Below are 11,724 nucleotides of genomic sequence, written 5' to 3' on the forward strand. Positions count from 1 at the left end.
CCGATCTTTCCTGCGCTGTGAATAACGCTGGCTTTTCTTTTTATATTTATAAATGTCAGGGAGCTTCCTCCTGGCCGGTGAGGCTCTGGATTTCCTGCCACACAGTCCGGACATCCACCCCCTCCTCCACAGCCTCTGTGATCTGGCTGCTGCTGACATCCGCCACTGTGATATCGTAATTGTCCATCATGACAAAGCCGATAAAGAGAAGACAGCAGAGTATGACCCGCAGGCCGAAGAGGCCGGAGCTCTCCCTGTCCTCACCGTCCCCGTAGAGGCTGTTGTAGGCGTTCCTGTACCTCGGGTGGACAGCCGGGGAGAAGCTTTTCTCACTGTACAGACTCCTTGTCTGGGCGAGGAGCGCCCGCCTTCTTTTTTCTGTGTCTGTTCTGTCCATCTGCTCTTCCTCCCTTTATATTCTAAAGGATTATTATATCTCTATGCGATTAAAAGGAAATTGATGAAAAGAGACTTAGAAGAATTATTTTACTTTTTAATTAACAAAAGACCGGAAGAAATATACTATCTTCTGGTCTTTTGCGGATTAATAATTCGGTGTTTTAAGCCCAAGAGTTGATATTAGTGCCTCCTGAAGGACTCTTGAGACATTGATGCCTGCATGTTCAGCCTCATAGTTCAGCCAACTGGGTAAAGCAACATTTCTCCTAACCGTTTTTGTGTCTATTTTTCTTCTGTACTCACCAGAGTCAATGTCTACCAAAGAAATGACAGTATTACCCTCGCCAGCAAAAACTCCATCATTTGCATTAAGCCCTTCTAATGCAGATGGTTTAGGAATAGGTTTATTTGCATCTTCCAGCGATACGCATTTTACTTCAATTGCGTCTCTTGCCATTTCAATTGCATTGCTCATATTTTCCCCTTCAGTTAAAATATCAAAATCAGGGACTTCGATTAGAATATTATTTTCTGTTTTAGTGAATAAAACTGGGTAAACGGCTTTCATATAATCTCCTCCTTCTGGCAATCCTAAAACTTATAAAAGCCCTCTTCTTCTCAATATCGCTCTGGCCAATCGCTCATCAATTTCATTGTGTCGTGGAACAGTTTCCTGTTCATCTCCTCTAGTATAAACATCATGACTGCTACCATGGCGTTCGAAGACAAATCCACCGTCTTCTAGTTTTTTGATCAAATCACGCCTTTTCAAAAAGTATACATCCTCCTTATAATTAATTATACACACTAATTACACAAAATACAATGCTGCGGCAAAAATTGCCTCTTGTATATGCTTCGGTCAGTTGAATGTGGCCTGTGGTTCCTATTATAAATATATTTTCGGAAGAAACTGGGAAATTTGGGCAAAAACAAAGCCAACTGAGACTCAATAAAAACTAATACTAATAAAGGGGAAAAAGAATTTTAAGAAAAAATAAATGGAAGCAATGGGGCTCGAACCCATGACCTCTCGCGTGTGAGGCGAACGCTCATCCCAGCTGAGCTATGCTTCCATGTCTATTATTATATCACTATGTCTGAAAAATGCAAGGACGAAACACAAAAATGATAATTTAAAAACAATTTTGTTAAATGTTTGACAACGAAGAAAATTGTGCGTATCTTATATTTACAAAACAGAAAAATAAGAGTACAATACCATCTGAACATTAACTAGGAGGTAACAAAAGATGAATACAGAGGCAGTGATCTCAGTCCTTGTCTTTCTTCTCGTCATGGCTGCGATCATATCTGAAAAAGTGCACCGCTCCGTGGCCGCAATGGCCGGAGCTGTCATCCTTCTTCTCTTCCACGTGCTGTCCATCGAGGAGGCCACGTCCTACGTGGATATCAACACGATCGGCGTACTGGTGGGTATGATGCTCTTTGTGGCGGTTGTCAAGAATTCCGGTCTGTTTGAGTATGTCGCCATCAAGGCGGCGAAGCTCACAAAAGGAAGACCCATGGCTATCATGGTTGTATTTGCCGTCATCACGGCGCTGCTGTCCGCCTTTCTGGACAACGTGACCACCGTGCTCCTGATCGGGCCCATGACAATTGCCATCACGCAGATGCTGGAGGTCAACCCCATCCCCTATCTTCTTTCCCAGATCATGGCGTCCAATATCGGCGGTACAGCCACGCTGATCGGTGACCCGCCCAATATTATGATCGGAAGCGCTGCGGGACTGAGCTTTGTGGATTTCGTGATCAACACTGGAAGCGTGATCGTCATCATCATGGCCGTGACTGTGGTGATCTACTATTTCATGTACAGAAGCCGGATCAGCGTAGTCAAGGAGAACATGCAGAAGGTCATGGAGCTGGATGAGGACCGCTCCATTAAAGATAAGCCACTTCTCATAAAAAGTGTTATAATGACTATAGTGGTAGTGATCGGATTTGTGTTCCATTCACAGCTCCAGGTAGAGTCGGCCACAGTCGCGATGTTTGCCGCTGGCTTTATGCTCATCTTTGGAAAGCAGGATGCGGAAGAGATCATCCTTGGCGTGGAGTGGTCCACGATCCTCTTCTTTATCGGGCTCTTTGTCGTTGTTGGAGGACTGCAGAAATCCGGTGTCATCTCCTCCATGGCTGAGGTAATGGTCGGATTTATCGGAAACAACGAGGCGCTGGGCATTATCGTTATCCTGTGGGTGTCCGCCATCATCTCGTCCTTCCTGGACAACATTCCTTTTGTGGCGACTCTCATTCCGCTGATCCTCACAATGGAGAGCAGCGGTGTGGATGTAGCTCCCCTGTGGTGGGCTCTCTCCCTGGGCGCATGCCTGGGAGGAAACGGCACGCTGATCGGAGCCAGCGCCAATGTGGTACTGGCAGGAGTCAGCTCAAAGAACGGCTATCCGATCACCTTCATGCAGTACACGAAAATAGGATTTCCGCTGATGCTTATCTCAATCTTGATCAGCATGGTCTACCTGCTGCTCCGTTTTGCGTAGGCGCCCGGCGGAGAAAAGGAAGGAGAGGCTTTTATGAACAGAAACACAGTGAGCGGAGATATTATCGACTGGCAGCTCAGACAGATGGGCGCCTCGAATATCACATTTGTAAACAGCAATATGTACATTGTTGACTTTAAGCTGGAGGGCGGACTTCTTGTGTCCTACGTGTTCAATATTACCCGGGGAGACAAGTATTTCCTTCAGAGGATGCGCCCCTATGCCATGGTCCAGGGCAAATATGCCAACACGGCACAGATCGCCGAATTTATTGAAAAGGATCTGTCCAAGTTCCGCAACGCGGAGCACAGCCGCAATTTTGACAAGTTTATTGAGATTTCAAAAAAGGGAGCTGAATTTGCGGAGGCTCTTGAAAATCTCTTCCTCAATTACAATGTGGGCAAGGAGGAGATGGAGAGCATGGAGGAAAAGCTGGACAGACTGCTGGAGCACATCGGGCAGGCAAAGAAGAAGGCCGCGCCCATCCAGGTGCCTCCACTGAACGAAAACGAAAAATAAGGTCAAAGAAAATCCTCATGGAGCTCCATGAGGATTTTTAAATTATCTGTCTTTAGATTACCTGTCTTCCTATCTGTCCGCCAGCTCTTTGACAATGTCCTCCCAGCTGACGCCCCTCTCCACCATGAGCACCATGGCGTGGTAGAGGAAATCCGCCATCTCGTACTTGACCTCCTCCGGGTTGGGGTTCTTGGCCGCGATAATGATCTCTGTGGCCTCCTCTCCCACCTTCTTGAGGATCTTGTCGATTCCCTTCTCAAAGAGGTAGTTTGTGTAGGATCCCTCCTTGGGGTGGTCCCTTCTGTCCACAATGGTATTGTAGACGCTCTCAAACACCTGAAGCGGATTGGTCTCGTCGTAGTCCGATCCCACCAGTGGCTGGAAGAAGCAGGTCGGATTGCCGGTGTGGCAGGCCGCTCCCACCTGGTCTACCTTGGCCAGGAGGGTGTCCTTGTCGCAGTCGATGGTCAGGGAGTGGACGTACTGGAAGTGTCCGCTCGTCTCCCCCTTCACCCAGAGGCACTGGCGGCTTCTGCTGTAGTAGGTCATCCGCCCGGTCTTGATGGTCTGGTCAAAGGCCTCCTCATTCATGTAGGCCAGCATCAGCACCTCCTGGGTCTTGTAGTGCTGCACGATGACCGGGATCAGTCCTTTGTCGTCTGTCTTAAACTCAGAGAAATCCATCATACTCTCAAAGGAAGTCATCTGGATCTGCTCTTCCTCGCATTTCTTCTTGAAGTCATCGAAATTCATGTCCGTCTGGCTCACATACTTGCCGGAAAGCCCCCGCACGCCGGAGCACTTCAGAATCTTGAAGAGCTCTTTTTCCTCCATGGTGTCTGTCAGCACCACGCAGGGGATATCCGTCACGTTGATCACAGAGTTCAGATCCAGACGATGCATGAAAACAAGCTCGCTGGCGTACTCGTTGATGAGGTGCTGGTGCTTGAAGAGGGCGTCAAAGTCGTTCAGCGAGACAGCGATCTTCTCCTTGCCGAAGCGCTTGGACACGTCCTCTATAAGCTTCTGGTTGTCTGCTTTAGAGAAGTTCAGCATGGCTCTCTTGGCGCCTGCGTAGAGGATCTTTTTGATGTCCTCCTGCCGCTTTACATTTCCGCCCGCCACCATGGGAATGTGGATGACGCGGTTAATTTTCTTCATGAGGTCAATGGCCTCGTCGTGGTCCTCATCAGAGTCTGACAGGTCAAATACAAGGAGCTCGTCCGCTCCGTGCTCACTGTAATATCTGGCAAGGGAAATGACATCGTCGCTCACTACCGTATGGTCGTCGAACCAGCGAACCGCCTTGCCGGAGTCGATAAAGATACAGGGTATCAGTCTTTTATAACTCATTTCTCTTCCCCTTTTCCTTTCCTATAAAGTACCCTTTGTGGTCCAGGCTCCCTCGATGCGGGGTTCCATGGATACAGCCATATCCAGGGCCTTGCCAAAGCCCTTGAAGAGGGCCTCGGCGATATGGTGGTTGTTTATGCCGTCCAGCACCTTCAGGTGCAGGTTCATCTTTGCGCTGTAGGAGATGGCATAGAAAAATTCCCGCACCATCTCTGTGTCCAGATCTCCGATCCGCTCTGCCGTAAACGGGGCATCATAGTTAAAATACGGGCGGCCGGACAGGTCGATGGCGCACAGAATGAGGGTCTCGTCCATGGGGAGCAGGAAATTGCCGTATCTCTTGATCCCTTCCTTTCCTCCCAGGGCCTCCAGGATGGCGCTGCCGAGGACAATGCCGGTGTCCTCCACCGTGTGGTGGCAGTCCACATCCAGGTCTCCCGCGGCCCTCACGGTCAGGTCAAAGAGCCCGTGGCGGGCAAATCCGTTCAGCATGTGGTCAAAGAAGCCGATGCCGGTCTCTATGTCCGTCTTTCCGGTTCCGTCCAGGCAGATGGTGACCTCTATGTCTGTCTCCTTTGTGGTTCTTCTGATCGTCGCTTTTCTGTCCATATCTGTATTACGCCTCCTTGTCCTCAAAGCGGACTTTGATGGAATTGGCATGTGCCGTCAGGTGCTCCGCCTGGGCAAAGGCCTCAATGTCCGTGTGTATCTTCTCAAGGGCCTCCCTTGAATAGCCGATGATGCTGGATTTCTTGATGAAATCATCCACTGACAGGGGAGAGAAAAACCGGGCCGTGCCGTTGGTGGGGAGCACGTGGTTGGGGCCCGCGAAATAGTCGCCCAGGGGCTCGCTGGCATACTCCCCGATGAAAATGGCGCCCGCGTTGCGGATCTTTGTCATCACATCGTAGGGGTTCCTTGTCTGGATCTCCAGGTGCTCTGAGGCAATTTCATTGGCAATGTCGATGGCCTCATCCATGTTCTCTGCCACAAGGATGTAGCCGTAGTTGTCCAGTGATTTCCGGATGATCTCGCTTCTGGAGAGCACCCCGAGAAATTCGTCCACCTCCTCAGACACCCGCCGTGCCAGCTCCTCGCTGGTGGTGACAAGGATGGCGCTCGCCAGCTCGTCATGCTCGGCCTGGGACAAAAGATCCGCTGCCACATACCTGGAATTGGCGCTGTCGTCAGCGATGACTAGGATCTCGCTGGGACCTGCGATGGCGTCAATGCTGACATACCCGTAGACAGCCTTCTTGGCCAGGGCCACGTAGATGTTGCCCGGCCCCACGATCTTGTCCACCTTGGGGATACATCCGGTGCCGTAGGCCAGTGCGCCTACAGCCTGGGCTCCTCCCACCTTGTAGATCACGTCCGCCCCCGCCTCGTTGGCAGCCACCAGAGTGTTGGGATTTACCTTTCCGTCCTTCCCGGGGGGAGTCACCATGACGATCTCCTCCACTCCCGCCACCTTTGCGGGCACGATGTTCATCAGCACGGAGGAGGGATAGGCGGCCTTTCCGCCGGGCACGTAGACTCCCACCCTCTGCAGGGCTGTCACCTTCTGGCCAAGGATGGTGCCGTCCGGCTTGCTGTCAAACCAGCTGTACTGCCGCTGCTTCTCGTGATAGCTGCGTATATTAACGAGAGCCTTCCGGATAATGGAGATGAGCTCCTCCCCGGCCAGCTCGTAGGCCTCCCGGATCTCTTCCTCCGTCACCCGGATATTCTGCTCATTGATGTCAGCGTGGTCAAATTTCGCGGTGTACTCGAACAGAGCCTCATCGCCCTTTGCCTTCACATCCTCCAGGATGCGGGTCACACCCTCCTCGTAGCTGCCGTACTGGTTGGGACTTCTCTTCAGAAGGTCCTCCAGCAGGTTTCTCCTTGTATGTCTGTCCAGCTTCTGTATCCTCATGTTCACAATCCTTCCTTCCAATCTGTCTTTCAGTCACGCTCTCGCTTACTCTTTCAATCGCGGTCCGCTAAATCACCGTTCGCAGGCGGGTGATGAGATCTCTGATCCTGTCGCTCTCCATCCGCATGCTGACCGGATTTACGATCATTCTGGCAGAGATGGGGCACACCTCCTCCAGCACGGTCAGGCCGTTTTCCCGCAGGGTGGAGCCGGTCTCCACGATGTCCACGATGACCTCAGAAAGGCCCACAATGGGGGCCAGCTCGATGGAGCCGTTAAGCTTGATGATCTCCACGGTCTGATGCTTTGTGTTGTAGAAATAGTCCTTAGCGATATTGGGGTATTTTGTGGCCACCCGGATGAGCTCGTGGTGCTCCAGCAGAGGAGCCGCCTTCTTGGGCCCGCAGACACACATGCGGCAGGCGCCGTAGCCCAGATCCATGACCTCGTGGACCTTTCGCCCCTCCTCCAGGATGGTATCCCTGCCGACGATCCCGATGTCCGCCGCCCCGTATTCCACATAGGTGGGCACGTCAGGGCCCTTTGAAAGGAAAAACCGGAGTTTCAGATCCTCGTTTGTGAAAATGAGCTTTCTGGACTTCTCGTCCTTCATCTCCTCACAGGTGATGCCGATCTTCTCAAAAAGCTCCAGTGTATGTTTTGCAAGTCTGCCCTTTCCCAGGGCAAATGTCAGATATCTCATAATTACTGCTCCTGTTCCTTACTGCCTACAACCTTCTCCTCCCCTGTGATAAGGTTGATCATTAAGATCTGTCTGTCCGCCTGAATGTAGATCAGGCTTCCGGCATAGTATTCTTTTCCGTACCTCTTGTAGTCGTCCAGCGTCTTCCCCGTCTCCTTGCGCAGAAGCTCCGTGTTCTTGAATTTGTCCCGGAATTCCTTGGCCAGCTCGATAGCAGACTTCTCCATCCCCTTGTCATAGAGGATGAGGGTGTTTTTGCGGGAGTAGGTGATCCGCACGTGCTGTCTTGTGAGAGCCTTCATCAGCTCATCGATGACCAGGGCGAAACCGATGGAGGGGGACTCCTTGCCGAATTTCTCCAGAAGATGGTCGTACCGGCCGCCCTTTACGATGGCATCCCCTGTTCCGAAGGTGTATCCACGGAAAATGATGCCTGTGTAGTAGCCGTAGGTTCCGCTCATGCTCAGGTCAAAGCTGATGTACTTCTCGGCCCCGTATATCTTCAGAATATCGTAGATCTGCTCCAGGCGGCGCAGGGCCATGATAGCCTTGGAGTTGGGGGCGATGTTCCGGGCCTGAGCCAGCACCTCCACGCCTCCGAACAGGTCGCCCAGTCCGGAGAGGGCCTCCTTTGCGCTCCTTCTCACCTGGATGCTGTCCAGATACTCCTCCACGCCGAAGTAGTTCCTGTTACCTATGAGCTCCCGCACCCGCATCTCGGCTTCCGAATCCAGGGAGGCATCCTCGATCAGGCTCTGGAAGAAATCCACGTTTCCCACGCTGACCTGAAACTCACGCAGCCCGATGGAGGACAGACAGTCCACTACCATGGCCAGCATCTCAGCGTCGGCCTCCACCGTGTCCACGCCAATCAGCTCCGCGCCCATCTGAGTATTCTCCCGCATCCTGCCCTGGTAGCTGGAATGATTGACAAATGTGTTCCCTGTGTAGCAGAGACGGATGGGAAGCTCCTCCTCCCCGAAGAGGGTGGCCGCCGCTCTCGCGATGGAGGGGGTGATGTCCGGCCTGAGCACAAGGGTATTGCCCTCCTTGTCAAAGAACTTGTAAAGCTCCTTTGAGGGGGTGGTGCCGATCTCTTTGCGGAAGACATCAAAATACTCGAAAGTAGGTGTCTGGATGTCGTGATAGCCGTAGAGCTGCAGCACCTTGTGCAGACGGCTCTCCAGGGAAAGCTTTTTGCCGCACTCCACGTTGTATATATCACGGACTCCCTCCGGTGTATGTAGTAACTGTTTCATGAAAATCCTCCTCGCACTTTACCGTGCTAAAACGTTAAAACTCTTTTGCAATTATACGCACTTTTTTATGTATTGTCAAGTTTGTCCCTCATGGACAGATCCAGGTTCATAAGATCCAGATAGGGCAGATAGACCTTTGCCTTCATATCCAGAAAGAAGCGGGGATCCAGCTCGTCCATGCGGAAGCTCTTGCGTCCTCCCTGGCGGGAGCGGTTCCAGAACTTCAGGAGCTCTTCAAACCGCATGTAGTAGGCCCTGTGCTCACCGCTGAAGTAGATGAGAAGGAAAGCCACCCCGCCCTGCCGTTCAAATTTTTCCATAAATACGGCCTGGTGCTCGTGAATATTCTGGATGGGGAAGGTGCCCTCCGCGCACTCCTTTGCGTCAAAGCATACCGGAATTCCCTGGACAACGCCGATATAGTCCACTGTGCTGCGCTGCTCGAAATAGGCCAGGGTGATCTGTCGGTGCTCCTTGTCCATCCGGACCGGTGTGATGGGGGTGGGGATCTTCTGGATCAGGGCGATATTTTTTTCCGCGTACCGCTCGTTAGTCCTGTTGATGATATCCTCCAGCTCTGATCCCCTCAGTCCTCTTGTATTCCATGTGGCCATTGCTATTTCTCCTCCTTCAGTATCCTGGAAAAGAGATCCGGGAGAGGCGCCTCAAAGGCTTTTCCTGAAAGATGGGCAAGGGGGCCCGCTATCTCAGGAAAGACCATGCGGTGGGCGTGGAGAAGCTGGCTTTTCAGGCCGTAGGCCTTTTTGAAGCGGTCGTTTACCCTCCTGTCCCCGTACTTGTAATCCCCGATGATGGGATGCCCCGTCCCCGCCAGGTGGGCCCTGATCTGATGGGTGCGGCCGGTTATCAGATGCACCTCCAGAAGGGTGGCGTCTCTTATGATGGATACCGGCCGGTACTCTGTCTCGATGAACAGATCCTCCGGGGCGTTCTTTCTTTGGTGGACAGTGACCCGGTTTGTCCGTCTGTCCTTTTGCAGCCAGCCCCGTATCCGCTGGGATTCCTCCACTCTGCCCCTGACAAGGCACAGATAGTACTTTTTCAGGCTCCTGTCCTTGAAGAGGCGGCTCAGCTCCTGGAGCCCGGCAAGGCTCTTCCCTGCGGCGATGAGGCCGCTTGTGTTCCTGTCCAGACGGTTGCACACAGAGGGCCGGAAGGTGCGCAGCTCCTCCTCTGTGAGCTGCCCCGTCTCCAGCAGGTAGCGGATGACATACTCGGTCATGGACAGCTCCCGGTTGTCTGCCCTCTGGGACAGGATGCCGGCGGGCTTGTTTAAAAGGAGGACGTGGTCGTCCTCGTAGACGATGTCACTGCCTGTCAGGCGGAAGGGGCTCCTTTCCTCACCGGCTTTCCCGGCAGCTTTCCCAGGAACCTTCCCGGCATTTTTTGCTGTGTCCGAGAAGCCGTCGATGGTCTCCTCAGACAGGAAGAGCCGCACCACGTCTCCCTGGGCCAGCTTTTCACTGCCGGAGGCCTTCTTTCCGTTGAGGACAATGTTCTTTTTGCGGAGCATCTTGTAGAAAAAGCTTTTGGGGGCTTTTTTCATGTATTTGGCGAGAAATTTGTCCAGGCGCTGCCCGGCTTCATTCTCTGCTATCTGTAATTCCCTCATAGTTTCTTTTCCCTATATATTTTCCCTACATGGAAATGTTGAGAAGGATCTGGCGGATCCGCTTCTCTTTCTTGCTGTGTTCGCTGTGCTCTACCTGGGCGATGCTGTTCAGCCCCTCCGCCCTTGTGAGAAAGGGCTTGTAATCGGAAAAGATCTTTACAGTGATCTTGTTCAGGCGGTTCTCCTCCAGAATATTCCTGATGTGTTTTGCGGCCTCCTCGGGGACAGTCTTCCTGTTGGGGGCGTAGCCGCAGACAGTATTTCCGGAGATGACCACCGCCTCCACGGGCATGATCTTCTCCCGGCTTGTGATGACCAGGTCGAAGGCTGTGGTGAGAAGGGGCGCCTTTTCCCGGATCTCGGCCGCCTTGTCCTGGTCAGCAGTCCTGTAGGGCAGCAGGGTGATGAGTCCCACCAGCACCTTGCAGGCCGGCAGACAGCCCACAATGGCCACTACGGTGAGCAGGTTCAGCCTGGTGCCGGTCTGCATGTACCCCAGCACCAGGAGGGCGATCACAATGGCAAACTCCAGGAGAGTGAGCAGCAAAAGCCGTATTTTTCTGGCGTTCAGATAGCCAGGTGTTCCTTTTTCTATCTTCATCTTAAGTCAGACTCCTTGTATTCATTTTGTTCATAAACCAGTCCGTCAGTCTGTCCGGCGCAATCTTGGCGGCCGTCCTGGCCCCCTTCATGGCCGCGCCGTATACAGAGACGCTGCGGCGCCTGCGCACGTCCGACAGAGCCTTTCGCACCACTTTCCCGGGCTGGGCCATGAGCTTTTGCCTGGTCTTCCCTGCCGGCTCTCCGGCGGTGCGGAAAAAGTCCGTCTCCACAGGCCCCGGGCAGACGGCGGTGACAAAGATCCTCCTGTCAGCCAGCTCCTGGCCAAGGGCCCTGCTGAAGCTGAGCACGTAGGCCTTCGTGGCGCCGTAGACCGCAGATCCGGGCTGGGGCGCGAAGGCAGCCGCGGAGGCCAGATTGACGATGCGGCTTCCCCGGTTCATGTAGGGCAGGCACAGGCTGGTCAGGTGGGTCAGGGCCGTGCAGTTCAGCTGGATCATCCCGGTCAGGGTCTCCGGGCTTGACTGGGATACAAGAGCGTTGCACCCGACGCCGGCTCCATTGACGAGCATCCGAATGTCCGGCCTGAGGGCCTCCAGGTCCCGCTGCAGGTGATAGAAGACATAGTCTCTTGTGAGGTCGCTGTCGTAGATGCGGCAGTAGATGCCGGTCTCCTTTGTCAGCTCCTCCTTCAGCTGCTCCAGCTTGTCGCTGCTGCGGGCAATGAGCCATATCTCATCAAGGCTGCGGTAAAACTTCGGTATCTGTCTGGCGAACTCTCTTCCAAGACCGGAGGAGGCGCCTGTCACGATTGCTGTTTTCATATAAATCCCTTCTTTATCAATTATCTATACTTA

14 protein-coding genes and 1 tRNA gene are annotated in these 11,724 nt (G+C 52.9%); 2 read left to right on the forward strand and 13 right to left on the reverse strand.

Annotated features, from left to right (window positions below):
• Window positions 1-55: 55 nt before the first annotated feature.
• From FGQ86_RS05255 to FGQ86_RS05270, 4 genes are all read right to left on the reverse strand, one after another.
• A complete protein-coding gene (locus tag FGQ86_RS05255; protein ID WP_033125251.1) occupies window positions 56-397 on the reverse strand; it encodes a hypothetical protein in 342 nt (113 codons plus the stop codon).
• A gap of 147 nt (window positions 398-544) precedes the next feature.
• Window positions 545-967 (reverse strand): type II toxin-antitoxin system HicB family antitoxin, encoded by a 423-nt coding sequence (locus FGQ86_RS05260; protein ID WP_033125250.1) that lies wholly within the window; start codon window positions 965-967, stop codon window positions 545-547.
• A 30-nt stretch (window positions 968-997) separates the two neighbouring features.
• On the reverse strand, window positions 998-1,171 hold the full coding sequence (locus FGQ86_RS05265) for a type II toxin-antitoxin system HicA family toxin (RefSeq protein ID WP_081957986.1): 174 nt from the start codon (window positions 1,169-1,171) through the stop codon (window positions 998-1,000).
• A 230-nt stretch (window positions 1,172-1,401) separates the two neighbouring features.
• Window positions 1,402-1,475: transfer RNA gene (locus FGQ86_RS05270), tRNA-Val, on the reverse strand.
• Window positions 1,476-1,652: 177 nt separating this feature from the next.
• On the opposite strand from FGQ86_RS05270, the gene FGQ86_RS05275 reads away from it, so the two are divergent.
• Together FGQ86_RS05275 and FGQ86_RS05280 are read left to right on the forward strand one after the other, a co-directional pair.
• A complete protein-coding gene (locus tag FGQ86_RS05275; RefSeq protein WP_033125249.1) occupies window positions 1,653-2,921 on the forward strand; it encodes an ArsB/NhaD family transporter in 1,269 nt (422 codons plus the stop codon).
• Between the two features lie 33 nt (window positions 2,922-2,954).
• On the forward strand, window positions 2,955-3,440 hold the full coding sequence (locus FGQ86_RS05280; RefSeq protein WP_138303149.1) for a hypothetical protein: 486 nt from the start codon (window positions 2,955-2,957) through the stop codon (window positions 3,438-3,440).
• 69 nt (window positions 3,441-3,509) lie between these two features.
• On the opposite strand, the gene hisIE is transcribed toward FGQ86_RS05280, so the two are convergent.
• The 9 genes from hisIE to FGQ86_RS05325 all read right to left on the reverse strand — a co-directional run bounded on the left by hisIE (window position 3,510) and on the right by FGQ86_RS05325 (window position 11,691).
• Window positions 3,510-4,793 (reverse strand): bifunctional phosphoribosyl-AMP cyclohydrolase/phosphoribosyl-ATP diphosphatase HisIE, encoded by a 1,284-nt coding sequence (gene hisIE, locus FGQ86_RS05285; RefSeq protein ID WP_033125247.1) that lies wholly within the window; start codon window positions 4,791-4,793, stop codon window positions 3,510-3,512.
• A gap of 21 nt (window positions 4,794-4,814) precedes the next feature.
• A complete protein-coding gene (hisB, locus tag FGQ86_RS05290) occupies window positions 4,815-5,402 on the reverse strand; it encodes an imidazoleglycerol-phosphate dehydratase HisB (protein ID WP_033125246.1) in 588 nt (195 codons plus the stop codon).
• A gap of 7 nt (window positions 5,403-5,409) precedes the next feature.
• Window positions 5,410-6,711 carry a histidinol dehydrogenase gene (hisD, locus tag FGQ86_RS05295; protein ID WP_138303150.1) on the reverse strand — a complete coding sequence of 434 codons (1,302 nt, stop codon included), beginning with the start codon at window positions 6,709-6,711 and terminating at the stop codon, window positions 5,410-5,412.
• Between the two features lie 67 nt (window positions 6,712-6,778).
• Entirely contained in the window at window positions 6,779-7,414 is a 636-nt protein-coding gene (hisG, locus tag FGQ86_RS05300; RefSeq protein ID WP_033125244.1) for an ATP phosphoribosyltransferase, read from the reverse strand.
• A gap of 2 nt (window positions 7,415-7,416) precedes the next feature.
• Complete coding sequence (hisZ, locus tag FGQ86_RS05305) at window positions 7,417-8,673, reverse strand: ATP phosphoribosyltransferase regulatory subunit (protein WP_138303151.1); 1,257 nt, start codon at window positions 8,671-8,673, stop codon at window positions 7,417-7,419.
• 65 nt (window positions 8,674-8,738) lie between these two features.
• Window positions 8,739-9,287 (reverse strand): Holliday junction resolvase RecU, encoded by a 549-nt coding sequence (locus FGQ86_RS05310; protein ID WP_033125242.1) that lies wholly within the window; start codon window positions 9,285-9,287, stop codon window positions 8,739-8,741.
• A 2-nt stretch (window positions 9,288-9,289) separates the two neighbouring features.
• Window positions 9,290-10,306 carry an RluA family pseudouridine synthase gene (locus FGQ86_RS05315; RefSeq protein ID WP_033125241.1) on the reverse strand — a complete coding sequence of 339 codons (1,017 nt, stop codon included), beginning with the start codon at window positions 10,304-10,306 and terminating at the stop codon, window positions 9,290-9,292.
• A gap of 25 nt (window positions 10,307-10,331) precedes the next feature.
• On the reverse strand, window positions 10,332-10,907 hold the full coding sequence (locus FGQ86_RS05320; RefSeq protein WP_033125240.1) for a hypothetical protein: 576 nt from the start codon (window positions 10,905-10,907) through the stop codon (window positions 10,332-10,334).
• A gap of 1 nt (window position 10,908) precedes the next feature.
• On the reverse strand, window positions 10,909-11,691 hold the full coding sequence (locus FGQ86_RS05325) for an SDR family NAD(P)-dependent oxidoreductase (protein WP_033125239.1): 783 nt from the start codon (window positions 11,689-11,691) through the stop codon (window positions 10,909-10,911).
• Window positions 11,692-11,724: the final 33 nt, after the last annotated feature.

Origin of the sequence: Clostridium sp. BSD2780061688st1 H5 (genome assembly GCF_005845155.1) — a bacterium.
Classification (GTDB): domain Bacteria; phylum Bacillota; class Clostridia; order Lachnospirales; family Lachnospiraceae; genus Claveliimonas; species Claveliimonas intestinigallinarum.

What these genes read in the sequence shown, in the direction of transcription:
- hisIE (WP_033125247.1), bottom strand. Translation starts at nt 4,793, where the DNA reads ATGAGTTATAAAAGACTGATACCCTGTATCTTTATCGACTCCGGCAAG.
- hisZ (WP_138303151.1), bottom strand. Translation starts at nt 8,673, where the DNA reads ATGAAACAGTTACTACATACACCGGAGGGAGTCCGTGATATATACAAC.
- FGQ86_RS05275 (WP_033125249.1), top strand. Translation starts at nt 1,653, where the DNA reads ATGAATACAGAGGCAGTGATCTCAGTCCTTGTCTTTCTTCTCGTCATG.
- FGQ86_RS05320 (WP_033125240.1), bottom strand. Translation starts at nt 10,907, where the DNA reads ATGAAGATAGAAAAAGGAACACCTGGCTATCTGAACGCCAGAAAAATA.
- FGQ86_RS05255 (WP_033125251.1), bottom strand. Translation starts at nt 397, where the DNA reads ATGGACAGAACAGACACAGAAAAAAGAAGGCGGGCGCTCCTCGCCCAG.
- hisG (WP_033125244.1), bottom strand. Translation starts at nt 7,414, where the DNA reads ATGAGATATCTGACATTTGCCCTGGGAAAGGGCAGACTTGCAAAACAT.
- hisD (WP_138303150.1), bottom strand. Translation starts at nt 6,711, where the DNA reads ATGAGGATACAGAAGCTGGACAGACATACAAGGAGAAACCTGCTGGAG.
- FGQ86_RS05280 (WP_138303149.1), top strand. Translation starts at nt 2,955, where the DNA reads ATGAACAGAAACACAGTGAGCGGAGATATTATCGACTGGCAGCTCAGA.
- FGQ86_RS05260 (WP_033125250.1), bottom strand. Translation starts at nt 967, where the DNA reads ATGAAAGCCGTTTACCCAGTTTTATTCACTAAAACAGAAAATAATATT.
- FGQ86_RS05315 (WP_033125241.1), bottom strand. Translation starts at nt 10,306, where the DNA reads ATGAGGGAATTACAGATAGCAGAGAATGAAGCCGGGCAGCGCCTGGAC.
- hisB (WP_033125246.1), bottom strand. Translation starts at nt 5,402, where the DNA reads ATGGACAGAAAAGCGACGATCAGAAGAACCACAAAGGAGACAGACATA.
- FGQ86_RS05325 (WP_033125239.1), bottom strand. Translation starts at nt 11,691, where the DNA reads ATGAAAACAGCAATCGTGACAGGCGCCTCCTCCGGTCTTGGAAGAGAG.
- FGQ86_RS05310 (WP_033125242.1), bottom strand. Translation starts at nt 9,287, where the DNA reads ATGGCCACATGGAATACAAGAGGACTGAGGGGATCAGAGCTGGAGGAT.